The organism is Alteromonas sp. IB21 (assembly GCF_016405965.1).
GTDB lineage: Bacteria > Pseudomonadota > Gammaproteobacteria > Enterobacterales > Alteromonadaceae > Alteromonas.
This window is the reverse complement of sequence record NZ_JAEFCD010000029.1, coordinates 1-24,697: the sequence shown is the minus strand read 5'-3', so window position 1 is coordinate 24,697 and position 24,697 is coordinate 1. Positions and strand designations below refer to the sequence as shown.

Below are 24,697 nucleotides of genomic sequence, written 5' to 3'. Positions count from 1 at the left end.
AGTAACGAGCGCGATATGTCTTCGCGTTATTCACTTCTACGTGACGGTGAAGGGCGCTATTAAGCGCTCTTTTTTTGTGCATAAAACTAAAGCCTGCACCGTTAAGCGTCATCAAAGTGTGTCATAACGGTAACAATTCAGGTTTGTGACAAATCAGCTTTCCCTGTCCTGAAGTTCAGTAGAGTTAACCAATAAATAAACTTATTTTAAGCCTGTAAGTTGCTGATTCTATTGGTGTGTGACGTTTCTATTATTATTTTCATTAAGTGCTTGCTGCGTATACCCATGTATAAGAATTTATACCTTCCTTATACAAAAAAGCGGAAAGCAAAAATGATTAATGAGGGTAACACACAAAAGTATAAGCTGAGGACATCGGCGAAGTTAGTTAACGCACTACTATCAGGTGCGCTGTCATTAGGAGCGGTTTCATTTAATGCAACAGCAGACACATTATGGCTAGAAGACTTCGAAGCCAGTGAACTGCAGGGCAAGGGCGCGACGGGCCCCATCGAAATTGGAACTAACGTCACTATTGAAGGGGTAAGTCGCTGGTCAATCGATGTTTCCACTGGTGAATTAACTGCAACGTCAGATTGGTTTCGCGTCGCAAATGGCGCGATGCAAGCCCGTGATGTAGATGGCGACGTGGTTTGGTTGAGTGAGTCTATAGACATAACCGGTCAGAGTGATATTACTATCGACGCTTTGTTATCTAAAAGCGGTACCATGGAGGAGGCTGACTATATTGACGTTTTCTATTCCATCGACGGTGGGGCGTTTGAACTTATTGCGCCTATCGCTGGTAGTGACCACACAGTAGAAGACGATTTTGAGAACGGCAACGTTTCGGCTGCTATTGGCAGCGGGAACAGCCTTGTTCTTAAAGTTGCTATGGCAAACAACGCAGGAACCGAGTATCTCAACCTTGAAAGCATTTCAGTTAGCTCGTCTGGGGCGACAGACGGCGGCGATACACCTGACGAGGGCGGAGAACCTTCTGGTGAACTTCTTTTCTTAAGCGGAACCTGTTTTAACTGTCCAGATCTTGAAGCCATCAACTTAGCGAGCGACTTTGTTGCTTCAGACTATTACGCCACGCTCGATACGAACATTGCCAATGGTGAAAGCGCGCAAACATTAAAAGAAACAACGCACGCAATCATTGAGAACGGACATCGTACGTTGTCATACTCTGAAGTATGGACAGCGTTAACTTATACCGATGAAGACCCTGCCAATACCGATAACGTCATCCTGTTTTACAAGGGCGTATCACAAGATAAATTTACCAACGGTAGCGGTAGTCAAAGTACGAACCAAGACAACTGGAACCGCGAGCACGTATGGGCGAAAAGTCATGGCTTCTCAAGCACAAGTTTAACGGCTTATAGCGACATCCTGCACTTACGTCCTACTGACATTTCAGTTAACAGCTCACGCGGGAATCTAGATTTTGACTTCAGCGATAACGAACTTAATGAAGCGCCAGCAAACCGCGTAGACAGTGACTCGTTTGAACCACGTGACGCGGTAAAAGGTGACGTTGCGCGCTCTATGCTTTACATGGATGTGCGTTATGACGGCAATACCGCTGGCGACACTGAAGAAGATCTAGTCTTGCTGAATCGCTTAACCACTACTGACGAAGCTGCCTTCGGCAAACTTTGTGTGTTGCTTCAGTGGCATGAAAGCGACCCAGTAGATGAATTCGAACGTCGCCGTAATGAACGTGTTTATGAATTCCAAGGTAATCGAAATCCGTTTATTGACAAGCCTGAACTGGCCTCGCTTATCTTCAACGAAAGCTGCGATGGCACAGGCGGAGACTCGGGTGGTGACACTGGTGGCGATACTGGCGGTGATACCGGAGGAGATGCTGGCGGAGATACCGGAGGAGACACTGGTGGTGATGCTGGGTCGTCAACCAATAGCGTTTACATATCAGAGTATATTGAGGGTGGCGGCTTTAACAAAGCGATAGAACTTTTCAATAGCTCGACTCAACCTGTGAGCTTGTCTGGTTATGAGTTAGTTTTACTTTCAAACGGTGATACTGCCGATGCCGACCGCAAAGTGCTAGCACTTGAAGGTGAAATTCCTGCCGGCGGCGTAGCAACGTTCGCACACGCACAAGCTGATGCATTGCTTACAGCTGGTTCTACAATCAGCAGTTTCGTAATGAACTTTAACGGCGACGATTACGTTGAGCTGGTATACAACGGGCAAGTTGTAGATGCATTGGGTACTTATGGGGTTGATACTGACTGGGGTAAAGACGTTACGCTAGTGCGTAAGAGTTCAGTGACAGGCGGAAATCCTAATCGTAACCCTGCTTTCACCACTGATGAATGGGATAGCTTTCCAAAAGATACACTTAGTAACTTTGGTGGCCATAACGGTTCAGTAAGCGGACCAACGGATCCGACTGACCCGACAGAACCCACCGACCCGACCGACCCTATTGCTGAAGTTGTGCTTATCAGTGCGATCCAAGGCGACGGTGAGGAATCAGCGCTGGCCGGCACGGATGTGATTGTTGAAGCAGTAGTAACTAAAGTTGTGCCTGCCATGAGCGGTTTCTTCGTTCAGGAAGAAGCGAGTGATTCAGACGGTAATACGGCAACATCTGAAGGTGTGTTTGTTTACGCAGGTTCATTTAGCCTACCAGTAGCGGGCGATGCGGTGCGTTTACAAGTTACTGTAGGTGAGCGCTTTGGTGTAACTCAACTAGCTTTGTCTGCGGATGTAGAGGTGACTGGCGCAGCTGAGAGTGTGCTCTACACGTCGATTACTATGCCATTCTCTTCAGATACCAATTTAGAAGCGTTTGAGGGCATGCAAATAAGCTTTGAGCAAACCCTTAAAGTGTCTGATATCTATAATCTTGGGCGCTATGGTCAGTTCAACGTGTCTTCAGAACGCTTAATGATCCCTACAAACCAATTTGTAGCGGGTTCAGAAGAAGCGTTGGCGTTAGCGGAAACTAACGCGCGAAACACTTTATTGGTTGAGGACGGAGCAACATCACAGAATTTGGATGGTATCCCTTTCCCTGTTGGTGGCCTATCGCATAACAACCCGCTGCGTTTGGGTGACAGTGTAGAAGCTCTTGAAGGTGTATTACATTACGCATTTGGTGCTTACAACCTTATCCCTGTTGGTGATATCCAAACTGTGCGCACTAACCCTCGGATTGCTGCACCACAGCTAAACGCTATTGGTGATGTAAAAGTGGCTAGCTTCAACGTGCTTAACTACTTCAATGGTCCAGACTTCCCGACCTCGCGCGGCGCAGATTCAGTTGCTGAGTTCGAACGTCAGAAAGCAAAAACCATTGCTGCTATCGTAGCAATGAACGCGGATGTACTTGGCCTTGTTGAAATTGAAAACGATGGCTATAGCAGCGATTCTGCAATTGCGACATTAGTTGACAGCGTTAACGCTGAACTAGGCAGCGATGAGTACAGCTATGTTGCTTTAGAGTCGCAACTAGGTGGTGATGAAATTGCCGTGGGTATTATCTACAAGCCAGCGGTAGTTTCACTTCAGGGTAACCCTGTTACTTCGTCTGAAGCACCCTTTGACTATGGTAACCGTCAGCCGCTGTTACAAAGCTTTAGTGTAAACAGCAATGGTGAAGCCTTTACGTTAGCGATAAACCACTTTAAGTCAAAAAGCTGTGGTGATGCTACAGGCAATGATGCCGATTTAGGTGACGGCCAGGGCTGCTGGAATGAACTGCGTACTCAAGCAGCACAAGGTCTAATTTCACTTGTTGAGCAAAACGGCGACGTCTTGTCTGACCGCGTTATCGTTATGGGTGACTTGAATGCTTATGCAAAAGAAGAACCTATCCTTGCGCTTGAAGAGGCTGGCTACAGCAACTTGGTTAACTTCTTTGATGGCGATAATGCTTATTCGTATAGCTTCGGTGGCGAAATGGGTTATCTCGACCACGCTTTATCAAGCCCATCGTTAACTGAATATGTGGTCGATGCAACGGTATGGCACATCAATGCCGACGAACCTCGTGTATTCGACTATAACGTTGAATTTAAATCAGAAACTCAGCTTTCTAGCTATTATGGCGCTGATGCATATCGTTCATCAGATCATGACCCAGTTGTGGTAGTACTCAACTTCCCAGAAGAAGTCACAGTTGGAGATTTTGATGGTGATAACGATGTAGATTACAACGATATCATGGCCTTTTATCAACTGTTTTTGCAAGGGCAAGCGACGGGTGAAACCTACGATTTTAACGGCGACGGCCAAATTAATTTCTTTGATATTCAAGCATTAATGGCGATGTGTACACGCGCTAATTGTGCAATTTAATTTTAGGAAAATAACAATGAAAAAATTCTTTTTACTATTAATAGCTGCCGCTACTTTCAATGCAAATGCAGCACTAATTTCGATTACCACAGATAAAGACACTTATAACGTTGGTGAAACGATTACTGCAACGGTGAGTGCTTCAAGGTTGTCATTAAATGGCGTGCAGACTTACTTCAATGGCTATAGTGCACTTTTCAACTTCGATAGCTTACTTTTAAGCCTTGATGTTTCGTCTATTTTGGATTTAGGAGCATTAGGTGTGCAGTCGGCGGTAAGCACTAATGGAAGTAACGAAAGTACTTTAAATATTGTTTCGATTGAGTCATTTTTTGCCGCGTTTGATCCTTCTTTTGAAGGTGCAGTTTTTACGCAAAATGGTAAAAGTTCTGTCGAACTGTTTTCGTTTAATTTACTGGCGCTCAATGCTGGCTCGGTTAACTTATCACCCGTTAATGCGGAGTTGGCGCAAGGTGGAAGCCCGCTAGATGGCATTATTGTTGAGAGCACAAACTTCACCATCGCTCAAGTACCTGCACCAGGTACTTTTGCGCTATCGCTTCTGGCTTTAGGCGGTATGTTTTTCGCTCGTAAACGTGCGAAATAATAAACCTTAAATGCTAAACGTTTAAGCCCAGCCAAGTGCTGGGCTTTTTTATCTCTTTTGCTATTTACATGCGGCTTTAAATGAACCACACTGAATAAAAATACAATAAGTGCGCACCATGTTAGAAACCATTTCTTTTTCTCAACGCCAACGGCTGGCGTATATCGACTTCTGCCTATTGTTTAAAGGGGCTATACATCGACAGGACTTAATAAATCGTTTCGAAGTAGGGCTATCGGCAGGCTCACGCGACTTTACGCTATACAAAGAGCTTGCGCCTAATAACTTAATTTACGATCCAAGAGAAAAACGTTACTTTCAAACAGATAGCTTTGTTCCGGTTTTCGAGCACGATGCAAAGCGCACCTTGGTAAAGCTTGCCAATGACATCTCAGACGGGTTTGATGCTATTGGCGATGTGAATTTCCCTGTAGAAAGTGCGTCTTCGCTAAACGTGCCTGATATCTTTGTGGTGGCTAAAGTAGTGCAGGCTATTGTTAACAACAAAGCGATTAGCGTTATTTATACGTCATTATCTAGCGGTAGCGGCGCGCGAGAACTGGTACCGCATAGTATTGTCGATAATGGTCAGCGGTGGCATGTTAGAGCGTTCGACAGAAAATCACAGAGCTTTAGAGACTTTGTCTTAACCCGCTTCAGCAAGGTGACAGTGAAAGCTGAACCAGAAGCACATGAATGTATCGAAAACGACAAAGAGTGGGGAAGACTTATCTCGCTCGAAATTGTGCCCCATCCTAAAAATATAAAATACCCTACCGCAATAGAGCTTGATTACGCGATGGAGGAAGGAGTGCTTACCTTAGAGGTACGTGCGGCCATGGCAGGGTACTTGTTAAGGCGTTGGAATGTTGACTGTACTAAGCACGCGAGTTTACGTACTGGTGAATATCAACTTTGGCTTAGAAACCAGCAAAGCCTTGCCAATACTGACAATCTGGCTATCGCACCGGGTTACGTTGTAGAAGAAGAGCTTTACACAGTCTAATAAAAAATTTACGTTCGCTATGAAACCTGTGAATTAGCTATATGAGCCATAAATACCAGCCTCGCAGGTTGTAGCGATATAGTTAATTCGTTAGTTATTTGGCGTTTGATAACGCTTATCACGAACCAAGGTATTTTCTGATACATAGCAGCAGCGTATCTTTGTCTAACGGCTTGGCTAAAAAGTCATCCATACCTGCAGCCAAACATTCATCCTTGTCTTCAGCAAAGGCATTAGCGGTTAGCGCAACAATCGGAGTTTTTACATCGAAGGTTTTGCGTAGAAAAATCGATGCTTCTATGCCGCCCATGATGGGCATATTACAGTCCATCAGTATGAGGTCAAAGTTATGTTTTTTGCAGACATCAACCGCGTCTGAGCCGTTTTTTACGTGGAGAAATTTGTACCCCTCGTTTTGTAATATTGCTTTCACTATCTCGGCGTTTATTTCGTTATCTTCAGCCAATAATATTCGTTTCGACTTGTTGATGGTTTGAATGTTCTGTTGGTTATTGGGCTGCTTTTCTATTAACTTGGCTAAGTCGTTCTCCAACTCTCGCCTGTTGATAGGCTTTGCGTGGCTCTTCCAAATAAGTGCTTGTATGTCTCCCTCGTCTTCTAAGCGCTCCAGTTCAGCAGATATTAGAATAATTTTTGGAAGCGATGCTGGACTCATGGTTTTTAATTGCTCAATCAGATCAGCGCCGCTCATTTCTGGCATGGAAAGATCTAAAATAATTACTTCATAGTTAAGTGGATTATCGTTCAGATAGGCCTTTGCGCTCTCGTAGCAAGTGGGTTTAATCGACATCGAAGTAACAATATGCTCAACGTACTCGCGGCTGGTTTGTAAATCATCAATGATTGCACAGCGCAAATTCATATTCGTTTCTACGGTGATTAAGGGGAGGTGAGTCTCTTCTACCTTCAAGTGGAACTTAAACGAACTGCCTTCACCGGGCACGGAGTATACTTTAATGTCGCCTCCCATCAGATTAGCGAGCTGTTTAGCAATGCTTAAACCTAGCCCTGTGCCCCCAAATTCGCGGGTCGTAGATTGGTCTGCTTGTTCAAACTTGCGAAAAATAGTTTTAAGTTTCGGTGAGGCTATACCTATACCCGTGTCAATTATATCGAACGTAAGAAGGTTGCCATCCACTTGGCTTGCGTAGTCAACCTTTAGTGTGACGGAGCCTTGCTCTGTAAACTTTATCGCGTTGCTGAGTAAGTTGTGAAGGATTTGCGAAATGCGGGTAATATCGCCTTTGATTATGTGAGGGAGAGAGGGATCTTTGATATATTTAAATGCCAAGCCTTTGCGCTGACAATATACCCGCTGAAGTGAGACCACATCATCCAGCACTTGGAGCAGATCAACTGGCGCTTGTTCAATTTTAATCTTTCCCGCCTCTATTTTGGATATATCCAAAATGTCATTGATAAGTACAAGTAGCTGCCGCCCAGCAGTTTTGGCCTTTTTAAGATAGATACCGCTCTTCTCTGGGTTATCGATTGCCAGCTCTATCATGCCAAATAGACCATTCATCGGGGTTCGCAGTTCGTGGCTCATGCTAGAAAGGAACTCTGATTTTGCTTTATTGGCTTTTTGCGCCAGCTCAGCATTATTTTCTGCTTGCTCTTTTAACGTGTTGAGTTTTTTAAATGAACGTTTTATTTCAAGTTCCATTGGAAAAAATATACAGGCAGCTTCAACTGTCAGAAGAAAAAGTGCGGCTAGCCACAGGTACATCTCTATTGATAACACCGTTTCTACACGACTGGTTGCATCAAATTCGAACTGATTTACTACGTTATCCAGCTGCTCAAGAAGTGCTGTAAGTTGGTTAATGTCTAATAATTGGGTTGGTTTACATTCGTCGTTTTCTAAAACTTTTTCGGCCTTTGCAACATAGTCATTGATCATCCTGTCAAGCTGGCCACTTTTAAAATAAGTATTAAAGGTGACAATAGGAAGCTGCTCTAACGAAATTAAATACTGGTGGTTTTGCTTAAAACGCGTTAGTGACTTATTGAGATAGCGGCGCTCGTCACTGTCATCGCATATGTTTGCCGTACCGACAAGCAGCGCAATGCGCTGTGACAGCATACGCTGCTGACCTGCAATATTAATAATTTCTGCATCCTGCTTTTGATTTTTAATAAGATCTGACAACACCAAAAAAGAAAGAGTGATAAGAGACGCCGTCAGTGCAAGAGCGATGATGTATCGAAATCGTATAGACATAGGAGCATGCGAAGCACAGTGATACTTAAAAGATAATAGATACCAAGTGGTTACGCAATGTATCTAACTATTTACTTCATCTCCTCTATGTGAGACATCTCGCTGGGTTGCCAGCCACGACTCGCTCTCGGTAAACGCCTTTGTCGATGAAGATTGTCCGTACTTTGTCTTTTTGTGGCTTTTGAGACTCAACATCCGCCGTTAACGCCCGGACATCGTTTAAACGGTATATGCGTTTCGATTGTCAACATGAAAAAATGAGCGCTATCGCAGAACCGCGATAGCATATAAGGAACATGATTGAGGGTAAGTAAATGTCGGGAACTATTGCAGGTTCGCGGGCAATATTTCGAACTGAATTGGTTTATATCGAAAATTATTTGATTCACCCGCTGAACATGCGGTTAGGCCTACAATCATATCCATTTTAGCTTTAAACACAGTATAATCGCCGGCTTTTGACTTGGGCGGCAAAACAGCAATCTTACCGGTGCTATCTATCTCAACATTCATAAAAGTATTGAAAGTAGTGCATACGTGATGCTCTGGAATACCGAACTCAGCAAAGGCGGCAACCAAGTTACCGTGACAGCCCGGAACAGGCGCTTCATTAGGATAAAAATGCTTAAATGTATCAACGCTACAAGGTGTCAGTAGGAAATCATGATCTTCGACTTTGTCTTCAATAATTTCAAACATCACATTGCTTTGATTAGAGTACAGTAAGCTACCTTGTTTAAACTGTAGGCTTTCATTGTAGTCTAAGCTTCGTCCTGAAGAGATAAACTCTTCTTTATCATGCTCATTAAATGCATAAAGATCGGCCACTTGCTGGCCCTCTGGGTCGATAACTTTCAGCAGTTCGCCTTTTTTGATTGTGAACGCTGTGCCGCTTCTTGGCTGAATTGTCTGTTTCATGTTTGGCCCTTATTGTAGCTGTGGTGTTTTGTTTTTTACGTGTTTGAAGGGGCATTCCCATTCTTCAGTATGCGTTTTACCACTGTATTGATACACTTCCGAACTGTCACCATGATTTGCAAGCAATGGGTTCTTACTGCCGCAGTAGGCCGTATCACGCTTTCTGATATGTTCTCTAAACGCGTCAAACTTATGCTGCTCTCTAAGTAATTCAAACTGTTCGTGTAAATTAAACACAATGGTGGGATGAGAGAATCGTCGACTCTTTCTAGAGGCATTCGGGTGTAAACCTATAACGAAGAAGCCTTTTCCGCCTAAGCTAAGACTAAACTGTGCACTTTGCGGATCGCTAGACACTTTGCTATCCCAAGGCTTCAAACACGCGTCCACTTCATGCAGACGCTGCAGTTTTTCCCACAGCAGCTTATCAAACGCGTATTCGCTTATGGTATCTGGTTGCTCGAATGTGACGACTAGCGAGGAGTACATATCTTGCTCAATATCAAAAGACTCTACGAACGTATGAATCGAAGCCAATATATCGGTTTCATTGGTTTTACATTCTATGTTGTCGTAGTGTTTTACGTATACCTGCCCTCTGGTCAGTGCTGTTTTAGCCCCAACACAGGGAAAGCTATCTTCCCCTATAAACGAAAAGAAACGCTGTACTATATCTGGCTTAACGAAAGACATTCCCTATCTCCTTGTAGAACAGTTATGCAGTTGTTCTTAAAAAACCTTGGCTTTTTTTAGGGGAGTGAAAAGAAGTAAAAGCGACCCTATCTGACGAGGAATGTATTTCCATAACAACGTCTTGGCTATCGAAGTCACGTTTTTCATTTTCACGCTCAGGAAGTTGGATAATCTTGATGCCATGCTCGATGAAGTCAGCATTAATGTAGCCTTTTTCCGCATAGGCGTTTAATACCGATTCGCATGGAAAGAATGCCCATTTTGCTCGAAATCGCTGCGCGTTGTGCACGAAATCGAGTAAGTGATTGACGGGGCATTGATAATTGGGACGCTGAGGAGCAAAGGTACGGGTAGGTAATTGCTCAAGTGAAAAACCCAACGCTCTGCAGTGAGTGAAAAAATCTTCGTCATTTAGTCCGAAACCTGCGTAGCCTTCATCGAAGCCGCCGGTTTTCTGAAAGTCTGCCTTACGAATAAAAAACACTGTAGAACAAATACTATCGTCACTAAACTTTCCATGATTAATTTCCTGATCTCTTGAGGGTATTTCGTTGTTATCTTCTTTGGGTAGCGTGTCGTCGTTACTCGCTAAATAGCCAATTTGTCGTTCGTTTTTAGCAATGTCTGAGTACGGTTTCTCACATCGTTCACTGGGCAGAAAAACAACGGAGGTAAAAATTACCGCGTTATCTTTCAGTGCAAGTAAGCCGTCTTTAAACAACGATGGAGATACCACAGCATCAACATTTAAATAGGCAAGGTTTGCGTGTTTTGCGGCTAGCATTCCTTTATTTCTCGCTTTCGCAATTGGAAGTTCGCCTTGGGTTGTAAATTTGTGAACGATGTCTAATTTGTCACTTTGTATTAGAGAAAGATCTGATGGCGGTGCCATCCAAACAATAACAAGTTCATCGGGCGTTGGTGAGCATTGCTCAAGTTGAGTTATCAGATTGGTCAGTTTTTCAGTTCTATTCTTCACAATAGTGACTGCACTAATTGGTGAACGCATACTCTTCCTCCTTTGCTTATCTGTTGAATGCTTACTGCCTTCGACGGTGCACCTTGCAGACTATACTTTCGTATGAAGCAAAGAATGTTCCTTAACTTTAGGTTGTTGATATATTTCGTTTATATGGTTTTTTTGGCCGTTTTCACATACTACAAATCACGCTGGATAACGAAAGAGGTGCTCAAAGAAAGAAAATTTTACATACCCCCCTTAGTTATTGATCCTTATTCCTTGTACGTTTCTAACTCTTTAAGACTTTTTGTAAAACTGTTGCCGAGATGAGGGAAACCTTTCGGTATATTATGTCGAGAGCTTACACACGGTAACAGTACGTAAAATAATCATTATCTTTAGAACTTATTAACCTGTGTTTTGAACGTGTAATTGCTTTGCCACTGCAACTAATTTTGCTATGCTTTCCCCCTGTTTTTAAACATTACAATTCAATACTTTAAATATTGATACCGTTATTAATGAGCACGCTTTTTTGCGTAAAGTTTGCGTCTTTATCGCAATACGTTGCTGTTCTGAGTGAAGGTAAATCTTCAGCCTTACTTATAACGTACTAATTTTTGTTTCTCTTACTCTTCTCATGGAAAGGCTGTGGAATCACAATCGTCTGTATTTATTAAACAATATGATAAGCAATCACTAAAATCAGTGGATGTGATATCTGGGATTTCTCCAAACGCCATGCGACGAGTGTTTGGTGGCTGGATATTTTTCGCTGCGGTCGTTGCGGTGATTATAAGCGTTGCCCCGGATCTAAGCGCACAATTTATTGGCCTTACGCTTTTTGTTCTGTTTGCCTTTACGTTGATCATGTTTGGTCAAAGTCGAATCTCGGAAGGCTGGCCTGCTATAATTTGTGATAATGATTTTATAGGAGTAGTACGCGACCCAGTAAAACGTGAGTACATATGTGTTAAATCTTCGTTAGTCGAGGCTGCCAACCCCACGCTAATCAAACCGAACAAAAAAGCGGTAGAGATTGTATTAAATAGACAGGAACTATCTCAAGAGGATCAAAGCGTGCTTGACCAAGCAGTTTGGCCAAGGGAAGGTATTCTTATTGGCCTGGCACACTTTAAAAAGCGAGAAGAGGCTTGTGAAAGCCTAATGTGGTGTGTAAAGCATAGAAGCGCTAACTAAATAGTCCTTTTCCCAGATAAGATGGTTTATTAGGCTTTAATAAACGCTAACTCAGTATAAAGAGGGTAGTGGTCGGAGCCTATACTCTCTAATTTCTCAATGTGAACTAATGCAAAATGCTCAGAATGAAATACATGGTCTAGCGGCCATTTAACTAACGGGTATTTTGCGTGAAACGTATTGTAAAAACCGCGACCTTCCCTTGGATCGAGCAGTCCACTAATCTTTTTAAACTTTCGTGTTGTTGGTGACCAAGCTACATCGTTAAGGTCGCCCGCCACTATAATCGGTCCGCTTGTTTTTGATATTTCTTCTCCAACAACGGCTAATTCGATATCACGTGGCTTTGCATACGTGTTTTCTGTTGGGCTAGGAGGCTTAGGGTGAAGAAAATAAAGTAGGGTGTCTTGCCCGTGGAAATTTACCTTTACCTTCATTGAAGGAACATCATCTTCGATAAGGAAGTTTAGCGTAGCCTCTTCAAACGGTATTTTGCTATATAAATGCATGCCATAAAGGTTTTCAAGTGCGCAAAACTTTCGATAAGGATACTCTGATTCGATTTCACTCATCCCCTTTTGCCACTTTTCATTTGACTCTAATGTCACTAGAAAATCTGGTTGTTTGTTTCTTACATGTTCAATAAGTTTTCTGAAGTCATTGTTTGGCATATATACGTTGCTTGAAAGCACGCTTATCGTGCTATTTGTCTCAGGTTTTTCTATTCTTTTGACATCTTTTTTGTAGAAGGGTGTGTAAGGGATTATCCAAATTAGTTGGTAGAGCAGACTTACACCTAATCCTATTATTACAAGAGCATTAATAAGCAACCAGTCATGATTTGGCGTCCAGTTTAGTGCGTGGCACATAAGTAGAATGGCAATGAGTACAGATAGTTGTAAGCGGGGGAACTCCCACACCCTAACCAACCAATGCGAGGAGGGTAAAAGGGGAATAAAGCTGACTGTTATGAAGAATATCGAAGCAGCAATAAGCGCAATATCCATGGGGTTAGCGTCCTTGATATTAAAAAAATGTTTGAATGCCGTTTCCTCTCGCGTTGTTGACAGGCACCAAACGACAAGAAGATATTCTCACTTATCTACGTTTCAATTATTAAATCAGTTTAATCTTTTCTGCTCTACTATTGCAGAATTTCAATGAGTGTTCTTATTGTGTTTTTCCGAATTGACGATATGAGCGGCTCACTTTTTGAACATCAGGTAAAAAGTTCTCGTTTCACAGCAAAGATTTCAAATCCCGGGGATTTACATCATAGCTATTTTTAATAATTTATATTTAAAACAGTGTGTTGTGTTGTTGGCAAGGTTTTGGCTTATATCCTCATGAGTTTCGACAAAGGAGAAATGTTATGAAACGTTCACTAATTTCTATGATTGTTGCTACAACTTTGACAACTGCAGCTTATGCAGGTGATATGGACACTGACAATAAGTGGGAAAAGGGCGCCAAAGACGCATGGATTGATGGTAAAGCTGAAGCTACGCTATTGTTCAATGGTAACCTGGATTCGTTCGATATCAATACCGACGTCAAAGACGGCAATGTTGTGCTTACAGGTAAAGTCGAAAATTCTGTAGATAAGAAGCTAGCAGAAGAGTTGGTCGCTAATATTGACGGTGTTACGTCTGTAGACAACAAACTGACTGTTGTTGCTGACAAGGACATGGAAGGCGAAATGTCGGATGACATGGAAGATTCTGTAGATGACGGTACAAGCGAACTTACTGACGCCAAAATTGCAACGGTAATTAAAACACGTCTTCTAATGGACACCGATATCTCAGGTTTTGATATAGATGTTGACGTGGAAAACGGTATCGTGATGCTTACAGGTGAGGTTGATTCTGACGCAGAGCGTGACCTAGCGATTGAAATTGCGAAGAATGCGTCTGACGTCAAAGACGTGAAAAGCGACCTTCGCGTGGTTACCGAGACTGCAATGAACTAAAGGCTTTTTCAAGAAAAGCAATATAAAAGGGGCATTCGCCCCTTTTTCGCATAAAAAGAAGACGACTCAGAGGGGTTTAAGTAACCAAGGAGGCGTCAAATAACTCTGAGGTACGCTACTTTCCCCTATTTCCACTCACTTAAATCGAATTTGCCTGCGGTTTTTAAACGCTGCACGAATTGCACGTACCAGAAAAATAAGCAGAAGTTCTGAACCCGAGGTAGCGGTATATTTCCAAAAGGAAGGGAACTTAGGTTTTGCTCTAGAGCTACGCATTTTTATAACTTATGTCTAATGTTGTTAGGTTGTCTTGCCTAAAAAGTGACCTTTTTGGTAATACCAAACATGCGCAAAACACTATATCTTTCTCAATATGTTTTGGTCGGGACTTGTTACCTAAACGGTGTACAGAATAGACAGGGTAAATTTTCTTTTAAAGCGTGTAGAAAGTTCCTTCTACAGGTTTCGGTGTAGTGGTTAATTTTCATATCCTTTTGATTCTAATAGTAAATTTATATGGTATGAAAGCTGCTTTCCTTTGAGTATTAGTCGCAGCTAGTCAATGAATTTCAACCTGCGATAAGCGATGTACATAAACGCATAGCTAGTGAGAGCGCCCTAACATGCATGGGCACTCGGTAAAAAGCAACGCAGTTCAAAATTGGTTCAAGGAGTGAGACATGAACTTTTTAAAGTGGATATATTCAGGTATTGTAGTTTCAGCGCTTATTGTTGTGGTTGGGGTTCTAGGGCAGGGGAAACTGTCTGTAGGCCAAGCAACAGCAGATGACGTAGAGCGTCCCGTTCACGCTGATATTCGGAAAGTTGAGAGAAGATTTTCGCTCGTTCACTTCGACTTGAAGAAAAAAGCGCACCTGTTAAGAAAAACCCGTTTAGACTTTTATATTTCCCAAGCAAAACAAGCTGACTTGCGTGGATGGAAGTTTAAGCGAGATGAATTTGTCGAGCGCGCTGACAACATCTTAAGTCATCATTTATCGCAGTACGCGAGCGATGTTTCGAAAGAGGCGGAAATTTATACCGCCCAAGCGATTTAACGAGAGGCCCCTAGTAAGGGGCCTTTTTCATTGCGAAATTAGGCATTCAGTCTATTTGATTTAATGACTTGATGTACGCTTTTACCACGTCAGCGACAAACGCTTGGCAATCTTTCGCTGTGGTGGGGTCGTATTCACCGTGATTGGTGATATTGTTTGATAACACGCGGATACCTAAGAACGGTGTGTGGTATGCGTGGGCAATTTGTGCGGCTGCAGAGGTTTCCATCTCTTCAACACTAGTGCCCATATTTTTGTGTAACCAAGCTATTCTGTCTAGCTCGTTATTCCAAAAGTTGCCGCTGCCAATGGTACCTGTCACAACTTTACCCCGTTTATATGACGAAGAAAGTGATGAAGCCAGCGCAATCAGCGTCTTATCACCAAGGTAAAACCGTAGCTTTTCAGCGTCTTTCGCGTTACTGCCTTCACCAGCACTTTTTTCTGAGGCCATAAGATCCATAGGTAGCCATTGAAATGGTTTTGATCCTTCACCCTTAGCAAGTTTTTGGGTTTTAAAGTTTGATGCGTTCACGCTGCGTTCGCCAAGGACTATATCGCCTACGTTTAGACCTGGGTCATGGCCACCTGATGTACCTTGGTTAATGATAAGACGTGGACGGTATCTTTCTATACCTATTGCTGTAGCGGCTGCCGTATTTTCAAGTCCTTTGCCGGTTTTCGCAACGACGATAGGGTAGCCGTCTAATGTACCTCGGTAGAATACGGCATTGCCCGAATACTCAATGTTTACATTGTCTAAAAGCGCGGCGAAATATTCCGCTTCTATGGGCATAGGGCCTTGTATCATAATAGGTTGTGAAGGTACCGCTTGGGAGCTTACCTCTGTACTCTTCATTGCAGCCTGTACAGTCGTGTTTCCCCACACTACGCCTATAAGCATTAAGGCTAGTGTGATTACCTTTATCGAGTAACGGAAAATGTTTTTAATACTGTTCATGCTTATCCTTGTCATTATTGCCCTGACTAGTTATTGGTTAGGTATATATGTAGCGGTTTTGGCGTTTTAGATTAAAGAATAAAAACGCCCGATTGCTTATTTTTGGCGTGTGCTGAAGTATCAGCAGATTTTAGGCAAAAAAAAGCGAAGCATTTGCTTCGCTTTAATACCCGAGTGGCTCTATTCCACTTCAACAATTTTCAATGTGTTAGTCGCGCCCACTTTTTCCATTTCATCGCCGTAAGTCAGGATAATGCTGTCGCCACTTTTCACTAAACCTTTTTCTTTTAGTGAAGCAATAACATCATACTTTAATCTACCTGGCTCGCTGTTAGATGAGTCAAAATAAACTGGCTTAACACCGCGGCAAAGTGCCATAGTATTAAGTGTTGACTCGTGACGAGACATCGCAATTATGGGAAGTGACGTTGTAATGCGTGACATTAACGTTGGCGTAGTACCGCTTTCAGTTAAGCCCACAATTGCTTTAACGCTTGGAAGGTGATTAGCTGCGTATACAGCAGACAAAGCAATTGACTCGCTCGTTGATGAGAACTGCTGGTCCATACGGTGTTTAGAAATTTTTACGCTGGGGTGTGTTTCCGCGCCTTCACATACACGTGCCATTGCTGCTACGGTTTCGATAGGGAAGTTACCTGCCGCCGTTTCAGCTGATAGCATGACGGCATCAGTACCATCAAGAACAGCGTTCGCAACGTCCATCACCTCTGCGCGTGTTGGCATAGGGCTGTCGATCATCGACTCCATCATTTGGGTTGCGGTGATAACCACTTTGTTGAGCTGGCGCGAACGTGCAATGAGTTTCTTTTGAACGCCAACAAGCTCAGCATCACCAATTTCAACACCCAAATCACCACGAGCTACCATAACGGCATCTGATGCAGAGATGATGTCGTCCATGGCTTCGTCAGAAGCGACGGTTTCAGCGCGCTCTACCTTTGCACAAATTTTTGCGTAGCACCCTGCGGCTTCGGCAAGTTCCCGCGCATAGTTCAAATCGGCGCCGCTTCGGGGGAAAGAAACAGCCAAATAATCAACGCCAATTTTTGCAGCAGTTTTAATATCTTCTTTGTCTTTATCGGTAAGCGCATCGGCTGAAAGACCACCGCCTTGACGGTTAATGCCTTTGTTGTTTGAAAGTTTACCACCAACCGTAACTTCAGTGATGACTTTACGCCCTTCAACACCAGTAACTCTCAGCTGAATTCGGCCATCATCAAGCAGAAGAATGTCACCAGCTGAAACGTCATCAGGTAGCGCTTTATAGTCTATTCCTACTTGATTAACATCACCTTCGTCACGACCAAGTTCGGCATCAAGGATAAACTTTGCTCCTACTTCTAAGCGAACTGCACCTTCGGCGAAGCGTGCTACGCGTATTTTAGGGCCTTGTAAGTCACCCAATATCGCTACGTATTTACCAAGATTTTTAGCTGCCTCACGAACGCGCTTCGCACGTTCTATATGATCTTCAGCTTGCCCATGAGAGAAATTCATGCGCACTGTGTTTGCGCCCGCGGCAATTAATGCCTGAATTTGTTCAAGAGAGTCGGTTGAAGGTCCAAGGGTGGCAAGAATTTTCGTTCTTCTGGTCATGTGATTCCGTCGCTGTTTCTAAGTTAGAAAAGACAAAGATGATTGGCAGCACATATGAACAGTGTGCCTGTAATCGCTTTACGTAATTTTATTACAGAATAATAGTTTAATTTGACAATAATGTGAATGAAATAAAGAAAAACGCCTAACTGGCTCGACCAGTTAGGCGTTTTCATAAAAGCTAAAGGTCGTATGTTATACGACGATAATTCGGGCAATGATCAATGATAGGGGACTAATCACCGCGCTTTTCGTAACGGGAGCCGCGGAGCGTATCCTTAACGCGCTTTAGATTCTCTCTAAATTTATTGCCTCGGCGCAAAGTAAACCCTGTAGCTAGAACGTCTATAAGCGTCAGTTGGGCGATGCGAGACGCCATAGGCATATACATGTCGGTGTCTTCAGGTACTTCTAATGATAAAACATAGCTACACTCTTGCGCGAGTGGACTATCTGCGGATGTAATACCAACCACTGTCGCATCATTCATGCGGGCGATTTGTGCAATTTCCACAAGGCTTTTCGTGCGCCCTGTGTGGCTTATTAGAACAACCACGTCACCGGCAGAGCAATTCATACAGCTCATGCGCTGCATTAAGATGTCTTCAAAATATACAACAGGTACATTGAAGCGGAAAAACTTGTTGAGAGCGTCATGAGCGACGGACGCTGAAGCGCCTAAACCAAAAAACGAAATCTTCTGCGCTTGCGTAAGCAAATCAACCACGCGATTGACAACGTTCACGTCAACGGACTGACGAGCCACTTCAAGCGACGCCATGGTCGATTCAAAAATTTTATTGGTATATTCGTCTGGGCTATCGTTTTCGTCAACATGCCGATTTACATAGGGCGTGCCGTTAGCCAAGCTCTGTGCTAAGTGAAGTTTAAAGTCGGGAAAGCCCTTAGTGTCAAGCCTACGGCAAAAACGATTAACGGTAGGCTCGCTAACATCGGACATTTTAGCGAGGGTTGCTATACTCGAATGTATGGCCGTTTGAGGGTTAGCCAGAATGACTTCAGCAACCTTTTTCTCAGATTTACTGAATGCCGCTTGATTTTGTGTGATTTTTTCTAAAATGTTCATACAGATATAGCAACTACTTAGCACTGTTTATAATAAGGTACATCACTAATAGTACCTATTGTGACGTCGGTGACAAGAAAAATGTAATTTTTTGACAAAATATGTTGTTTCAAATGGGGGAAATGAGGGTAAACTGAGGGAAACGGTAAATATTCATATCCTATAGTTGGTTCAAGTTGTAATTTTACTACATTTGGTGTTAACTATACGGTAAAAATAGTCGTTAGTGTTGTAAATAACTGTACAATACGCTGCGGACACATACATTTAAAAGGTCAACGAATATGGTATTGGATAATTCCTACGAACCCTGTGATTTTGTACTTTTTGGTACGCTGGGAGATCTTTCAAGACGCAAGTTATTGCCTTCTTTATATCAGCTTGAGAAAGCAAATCTGATGCATCCAGACACTACTATTGTTGGTGTAGCGCGTCAGGAAATGGAGCTTGAAGCCTATATTGAGGAAGTTCACACCAACCTTATTAAGTTTGGTGAAAAGAACTTGTGTGACGAAACTTGGGAACGCATGAAGGCGCGTTTGCATTACGCCTGCGTCGACATGAAAGATGTTGATAGCTACTGTGTTCTTGATGACCACGTTGATCCCACTCGCACAATGGTATGCTATTTAGCGACACCTCCAGCTATCTACGGCGATATTTGCCGCGGTTTGCACAGCTGCAAAATTATCGATTCAAGCGTTCGTGTAGTGCTTGAAAAACCAATCGGTCACGATTTGGAATCCTCCAAGGTCATTAATGAGCAAGTGGCAGAGTACTTCGACGAGAAGCAAATTTACCGTATCGACCATTACTTAGGTAAAGAGACCGTTCTTAACCTAGTGTCACTGCGTTTCGCAAACTCTATTTTCGCGACAAACTGGGATCACAACTGTATTGACCACGTTCAAATATCAGTTGCTGAATCAGTAGGTATTGAAGGTCGCTGGGGTTATTTTGACGATGCAGGTCAAATGCGTGACATGGTTCAAAACCACTTACTACAAATTCTGAGTCTTGTGGCCATGGAGCCGCCAACAACGCTTGACGCTGACAGCATTCGTGACGAGAAGCTGAAAGTGCTTAAAGCACTGCGTCCTATCAATTCGTTCAACATTAACGAAAGCACGGTTCGCGGTCAGTATACATCCGGCTTTGTAAAGGGCGAGGAAGTACCTGGATACCTTGAAGAAGAAGGTGCCAATACGCAAAGTAAAACAGAAACCTTTATTGCCATTAAAGCCGAGATCGACAACTGGCGTTGGGCGGGTGTGCCGTTTTACCTACGCACAGGTAAACGAATGCCGACCAAGGTGAGTGAAGTCGTTATTTACTTCAAGCGTCAGCCGCACAACTTATTTGGCGATAGCTTTAAAAATCTTCCGCCTAATAAACTGGTTATTCGCTTGCAGCCAGATGAAGGCGTTGAAATCACAGTAATGAACAAAGTACCTGGCTTAACTAGTTCAGGCTCTATGGACTTACAAAAATCTAAGCTTAACTTAAGCTTCTCTGAAGCCTTTGCTAACGAGCGTATTCCAGATGCCTATGAGAAACTGCTTCTTGAAGTGATGCTGGGGAATCAGGCGCTATTCGTTCGTCGTGACGAAATTGAACAAGCATGGACGTGGGTTGACTCAATTCTTGAGGCGTGGAAGCAATCAAGTGAGTCGCCAGAACCATACCAGGCTGGAACGTGGGGACCAGTTGATTCAATTGGACTTTTGGCGCGTGAAAATCGCAGCTGGTATGAAAGTAAAACAGGGAAGAAGAAGTAATATGGCTTTAACAACGCTATCATTTGAAACACCTGACGCACTTACCGACGCCTTTGCGCAAGACTTGGTAAGTATTTTAAAGACAGGTATTAAAACACGTGGTCGTGCCTCGCTTATCGTTAGTGGCGGTCGCACGCCGCTCGCGCTGTTTAAACAGTTAAGCGAAACCGATTTAGAGTGGGATAAGGTTGATATTACCCTTGCCGACGAGCGTTGGGTTGAAGAGGGCCATGAGGCCAGTAACACCAGCTTAGTCAGAAATAACCTAATTCAAAATAAAGCCGCAGCAGCTCGTTTTATCGAATTGAAAAGCGATGCTGATGATGCAAACGAAGGCGTAAATGCAGCTGAATCAAATTTGGCCAGCATGTCACAGCCTTTCGATGCATTAATTCTTGGAATGGGGGAAGACGGACATACTGCATCGCTTTTCCCTTGTTCTGAGCAAGTCCTTGACGGCTTAGATATGAGCAGCGGCAGAACCTGCATTGCTGTTCAACCTACAACAGCACCTCATCAACGTATTTCACTAACGCTACCAGCGTTACTTAATAGCCGTAATATCTTTTTGCACTTAACGGGTGAAAAGAAAAAGCAAGTATTGCTAGACGCTATTGAAAATGCCACCGAAGCGCAAAAGCCCATCACCGCCGTAGTTAACCGTGCGCCGGTTACTTTGATGTGGGCGCCATAGGAGACAAACATGAATCCAAAAATTGCTGAAGTTACGCAACGAATTATCGAGCGTAGTAAAGAAACGCGTAAAGCGTATTTAGAAAAAATTGAAGCAGCTCGTCGTCAGGGTCCACACCGCGGTGTGCTTTCATGCGGCAACTTGGCTCACGGCTTTGCAGCATGTGGTACAAGCGAGAAAGCTGACCTTCGTTCAATGACCAAAGCCAATGTGGCCATCGTGTCTGCATACAATGATATGCTTTCTGCGCATCAGCCTTATGAGACCTATCCAGCGCTTATTCGCGAAGCGGTAAAAGAGGTTGGCAGTGTTGCGCAGTTCGCGGGTGGTGTACCTGCAATGTGTGACGGCGTTACCCAAGGCCAATCTGGTATGGATTTAAGCTTAATGAGCCGTGACAACATTGCTCAGGGTGCAGCTATCGCGCTTTCGCACAATATGTTCGATAGTACATTGATGCTTGGTATCTGCGACAAAATCGTACCTGGACTACTGATGGGGGCACTAACTTTTGGTCACTTGCCAACCGTTTTTGTTCCAGCTGGTCCAATGCCGTCGGGTCTGCCAAACAAAGAAAAAGCACGGGTTCGCCAAGAATTTGCTGAAGGCAAAGTAGGCCGTGACGCACTATTAGAAGCAGAGTCTCAGTCTTACCACTCTGCGGGAACGTGTACGTTTTATGGTACCGCGAACTCAAACCAGTTAGTGGTTGAAATGATGGGCTTGCACTTACCAGGCTCTTCTTTTGTTAATCCGGGCACGCCATTACGTGACGCGCTTACAAAAGCGGCAGCGGTTCAAGCAACGCGCTTGACTGATCTTGGTGATAACTACACGCCAATTGGCCACATTGTCGATGCTAAGGCCATTGTGAACGGTCTTGTCGGTTTGCTTGCAACGGGTGGCTCAACTAACCACACCATGCACCTTATCGCAGTGGCGCGTGCTGCGGGCTATATCGTAAATTGGGATGACTTCTCGGATATCTCTAATGCAGTGCCGCTACTTACTCGTATTTACCCTAACGGCTCAGCTGACATTAATCACTTCGTTGCTGCTGGTGGTATGTCTTTACTTATCAAGCAACTGCTTGATGCCGGTTTACTTCACAACGATGTGAAAACAATTGTTGGTGAAGGACTAGACTTATACACCAAAGAGCCAGTCCTCAAAGATGGCGAGCTAGAATGGCGAGATGGTCCTACTGAGTCGCTCGACAAAGAAGTACTCGCAACCGTTGAAGCGCCGTTTAAGCCCGATGGCGGTCTAAGTGTACTAGACGGCAATCTAGGACGCGGTGTTATTAAAACCTCTGCGCTTCGCACGCCGCACTGCAATATCAAAGCACCAGCGGTTGTGTTTGAAGATCAGTTTGAACTGGATGACGCGTTTAAGTCTGGCAAGCTAGATAAAGATTGTATCGTCGTTGTGCGTTTCCAAGGACCTTCAGCTATCGGTATGCCTGAGCTACACCGTCTTACACCACCACTAGGTGTGCTACAAGATCGCGGCTTTAAAGTGGCGCTTGTAACTGACGGGCGTATGTCAGGTGCATCGGGTAAAGTACCTGCTGCTATTCACGTCACTCCAGAAGCCTATAAAGGCGGTTTACTGGCTAAAGTGCAAGACGGCGATGTTATAGAGCTAAACACAGAAACGGGCGCATTAACCTTACATGTGGATGATGAAACACTAGCGGCACGCGAAGCGAAGCCTGCTAATCTTGCACATCATCACACTGGCATGGGGCGTGAAATGTTTGCTGGGATCCGCGCTATCTTAACGGGCGCAGAAGAAGGTGCTTGTTCATTGTTTTACACTCAGGAGCAAGCGTAATGAGTCATAAGTTTGTTGCTGATGTTGGCGGTACTAATATCCGTTTAGCGCGTGTAACAGAGACAGGCGTTGCCGATATTATCAAATATATGTGCAATGACTTCGCCAGTATTGACCTTGCCATTGCTCAATATTTTGCTGATTTACCGCAATATGCGTTCACAGAAGGCTGTATAGCCATTGCTTGCCCAGTGTTAGGCGACCAAGTGGAAATGACTAACCACAGTTGGGCGTTTTCACAAAATGCGTTGCGTTCACAATTAAAGCTGGACGCCTTGTATGTGATTAATGACTTCACTGCAGTTGCGCATTCATTACCGGTTTTAAGTGATGAACAAGTTGTTCAAATAGGCGAGGGAACCGCTAAAGCTAATGGAAACATTGCGGTATTTGGCCCTGGTACTGGCCTTGGTGTTGAACATATCACCATGACATCTTCTGGTTGGCAAACCCTTGATGGCGAAGGCGGTCACGTTGACTTTGCCCCTGTAGATGAAACCGATGTGATTGTGTGGCGCCATCTTCAGGCTACTTTTGGACGCGCATCAGCTGAAGAAGTGATGTCAGGGCGTGGTATACACAATATTTATACTGCGCTGGCAAACAACGCCGGTGAGCCGGTTACATTTGCTGATCCTGCTCAGATTACTGAAGCGGCTATCGCGGGAACCTGCAAAATTGCCGAAGCTACACTGACGCAGTTTTGTCGCATAATGGGTAGCTTTGCCGGAAACTTGGCCCTGAATATGGCCACGACCGGCGGCATTTTTATTGGCGGTGGTATCGCTAATCGTTTTCCTGAGTTTATAAAAAATAGTGACTTCAGAGCCCGTTTCGAAGCTAAAGGCCAAATGAAGCACTACGTAAAAGACATTCCCACCTATTTGATAGCAGAACCTGACCATGGCCTTCTTGGCGCAGCTGCTTATCTAAATCAAAATACAGCGAGCTAAATTATGACAACGAAATGGAAATACTCACCAGAGGAAATTTTTGCGGCCGGTCCAGTGGTCCCAGTATTGGTGATCAATGATGTGGAAAAGGCTGTGCCTCTGGCTAAAGCGCTCATGGAAGGTGGAATTAAAGTATTAGAAGTGACTCTGCGCACCCCTGCAGCTATTGACGTTATTAAACGTATTGCTGAAGAAGTTCCCGATTCGCTTATTGGCGCAGGTACGGTAACGAACGCACAACAACTTAAGGCGGTTGTGGAAGCGGGCGCAAAATTTGCCATCAGCCCTGGTATGACCGCAGATTTGCTTAAAGCCGGTATGGACGCAGAAATTCCACTTATTCCTGGTATCTCGTCTACCTCCGACCTAATGAAAGGGAAAGATGCAGGTTACACCCATATGAAATTCTTCCCAGCGGAAGCTTCAGGTGGTGTTAAAGCAATTAAGTCAATTAGTGGCCCATTCCCTGATGTAACATTCTGCCCAACGGGTGGCATTGGCCCTAACAATTACAATGACTATCTTGCACTAAACAACGTGAAGTGTGTGGGTGGTTCTTGGTTAGCACCAGATGATGCCATTGAAGCGGGTGATTGGGCACGTATTACGCAATTGGCTAAAGAAGCGGTTGCTGGTGCAAATCAATAAGCACGCTTTAGTCATTAGCTTAAAGAGAAAAAACCTGCTTTATGCAGGTTTTTTTATGTTCATAATTAGTATGTGTTGTTTAACAAAAAAACACATACTGTGCGGCTCAAATGTACGTAAAG

General features: G+C 43.9%; 19 protein-coding genes. 11 read left to right on the top strand and 8 right to left on the bottom strand.

From position 1 onward, the window contains the following. The first annotated feature begins 333 nt into the window (after window positions 1-333). The 3 genes from JC525_RS16740 (at window position 334) to JC525_RS16730 (ending at window position 5,954) form a co-directional block, all read left to right on the top strand. Complete coding sequence (locus tag JC525_RS16740; RefSeq protein ID WP_198816845.1) at window positions 334-4,341, top strand: ExeM/NucH family extracellular endonuclease; 4,008 nt, start codon at window positions 334-336, stop codon at window positions 4,339-4,341. Window positions 4,342-4,357: 16 nt separating this feature from the next. Further along, a complete protein-coding gene (locus JC525_RS16735) occupies window positions 4,358-4,948 on the top strand; it encodes a PEP-CTERM sorting domain-containing protein (protein ID WP_198816844.1) in 591 nt (196 codons plus the stop codon). A 118-nt stretch (window positions 4,949-5,066) separates the two neighbouring features. Next, on the top strand, window positions 5,067-5,954 hold the full coding sequence (locus JC525_RS16730) for a WYL domain-containing protein (RefSeq protein WP_198816843.1): 888 nt from the start codon (window positions 5,067-5,069) through the stop codon (window positions 5,952-5,954). Between the two features lie 118 nt (window positions 5,955-6,072). Here the strand turns inward: JC525_RS16730 and JC525_RS16725 are convergent, their stop codons facing one another. From JC525_RS16725 to JC525_RS16710, 4 genes are all read right to left on the bottom strand, one after another. Further along, window positions 6,073-8,199: a response regulator gene (locus tag JC525_RS16725; protein WP_198816842.1), complete on the bottom strand. Its 2,127-nt coding sequence runs from the start codon at window positions 8,197-8,199 to the stop codon at window positions 6,073-6,075. Between the two features lie 324 nt (window positions 8,200-8,523). Next, window positions 8,524-9,117 (bottom strand): DUF1989 domain-containing protein, encoded by a 594-nt coding sequence (locus JC525_RS16720; protein WP_198816841.1) that lies wholly within the window; start codon window positions 9,115-9,117, stop codon window positions 8,524-8,526. A gap of 9 nt (window positions 9,118-9,126) precedes the next feature. Next, window positions 9,127-9,810 carry a guanitoxin biosynthesis heme-dependent pre-guanitoxin N-hydroxylase GntA gene (gene gntA / locus JC525_RS16715; RefSeq protein ID WP_198816840.1) on the bottom strand — a complete coding sequence of 228 codons (684 nt, stop codon included), beginning with the start codon at window positions 9,808-9,810 and terminating at the stop codon, window positions 9,127-9,129. Between the two features lie 22 nt (window positions 9,811-9,832). Further along, window positions 9,833-10,819: a glycosyltransferase family 2 protein gene (locus JC525_RS16710; RefSeq protein ID WP_198816839.1), complete on the bottom strand. Its 987-nt coding sequence runs from the start codon at window positions 10,817-10,819 to the stop codon at window positions 9,833-9,835. A 603-nt stretch (window positions 10,820-11,422) separates the two neighbouring features. On the opposite strand from JC525_RS16710, the gene JC525_RS16705 reads away from it, so the two are divergent. Next, window positions 11,423-11,971, top strand: coding sequence for a hypothetical protein (locus JC525_RS16705; RefSeq protein ID WP_198816838.1), 549 nt, complete (start codon window positions 11,423-11,425; stop codon window positions 11,969-11,971). 29 nt (window positions 11,972-12,000) lie between these two features. Here JC525_RS16705 and JC525_RS16700 read toward each other — a convergent pair whose 3' ends face one another. Next, window positions 12,001-12,978, bottom strand: coding sequence for an endonuclease/exonuclease/phosphatase family protein (locus tag JC525_RS16700; RefSeq protein WP_198816837.1), 978 nt, complete (start codon window positions 12,976-12,978; stop codon window positions 12,001-12,003). 365 nt (window positions 12,979-13,343) lie between these two features. On the opposite strand from JC525_RS16700, the gene JC525_RS16695 reads away from it, so the two are divergent. Beyond that, entirely contained in the window at window positions 13,344-13,943 is a 600-nt protein-coding gene (locus tag JC525_RS16695; RefSeq protein ID WP_198816836.1) for a BON domain-containing protein, read from the top strand. Between the two features lie 680 nt (window positions 13,944-14,623). Then, window positions 14,624-15,001, top strand: a complete 378-nt coding sequence (locus tag JC525_RS16690; RefSeq protein ID WP_198816835.1) for a hypothetical protein — start codon at window positions 14,624-14,626, stop codon at window positions 14,999-15,001. Window positions 15,002-15,047: 46 nt separating this feature from the next. On the opposite strand, the gene JC525_RS16685 is transcribed toward JC525_RS16690, so the two are convergent. From JC525_RS16685 to JC525_RS16675, 3 genes are all read right to left on the bottom strand, one after another. Further along, window positions 15,048-15,905, bottom strand: a complete 858-nt coding sequence (locus tag JC525_RS16685; RefSeq protein ID WP_332874128.1) for a 5'-methylthioadenosine/S-adenosylhomocysteine nucleosidase — start codon at window positions 15,903-15,905, stop codon at window positions 15,048-15,050. Between the two features lie 237 nt (window positions 15,906-16,142). Next, a complete protein-coding gene (gene pyk, locus JC525_RS16680) occupies window positions 16,143-17,579 on the bottom strand; it encodes a pyruvate kinase (RefSeq protein ID WP_198816833.1) in 1,437 nt (478 codons plus the stop codon). 235 nt (window positions 17,580-17,814) lie between these two features. Further along, on the bottom strand, window positions 17,815-18,666 hold the full coding sequence (locus JC525_RS16675) for a MurR/RpiR family transcriptional regulator (protein ID WP_105929740.1): 852 nt from the start codon (window positions 18,664-18,666) through the stop codon (window positions 17,815-17,817). A gap of 284 nt (window positions 18,667-18,950) precedes the next feature. Between JC525_RS16675 and zwf the strand changes: the two genes are divergently transcribed. The 5 genes from zwf to JC525_RS16650 are packed head-to-tail and all read left to right on the top strand — an operon-like array spanning window position 18,951 to window position 24,575. Beyond that, complete coding sequence (gene zwf / locus JC525_RS16670) at window positions 18,951-20,444, top strand: glucose-6-phosphate dehydrogenase (protein ID WP_198816832.1); 1,494 nt, start codon at window positions 18,951-18,953, stop codon at window positions 20,442-20,444. Window position 20,445: 1 nt separating this feature from the next. Next, entirely contained in the window at window positions 20,446-21,138 is a 693-nt protein-coding gene (pgl, locus tag JC525_RS16665) for a 6-phosphogluconolactonase (RefSeq protein ID WP_198816831.1), read from the top strand. Between the two features lie 9 nt (window positions 21,139-21,147). Then, window positions 21,148-22,974, top strand: a complete 1,827-nt coding sequence (gene edd, locus JC525_RS16660) for a phosphogluconate dehydratase (RefSeq protein WP_198816830.1) — start codon at window positions 21,148-21,150, stop codon at window positions 22,972-22,974. Beyond that, window positions 22,974-23,927 carry a glucokinase gene (locus JC525_RS16655; RefSeq protein WP_015067463.1) on the top strand — a complete coding sequence of 318 codons (954 nt, stop codon included), beginning with the start codon at window positions 22,974-22,976 and terminating at the stop codon, window positions 23,925-23,927. The genes edd and JC525_RS16655 overlap by 1 nt, the downstream gene beginning before the upstream one ends. Window positions 23,928-23,930: 3 nt before the next feature. Continuing rightward, entirely contained in the window at window positions 23,931-24,575 is a 645-nt protein-coding gene (locus JC525_RS16650) for a bifunctional 4-hydroxy-2-oxoglutarate aldolase/2-dehydro-3-deoxy-phosphogluconate aldolase (RefSeq protein WP_015067462.1), read from the top strand. Window positions 24,576-24,697 lie beyond the last annotated feature (122 nt).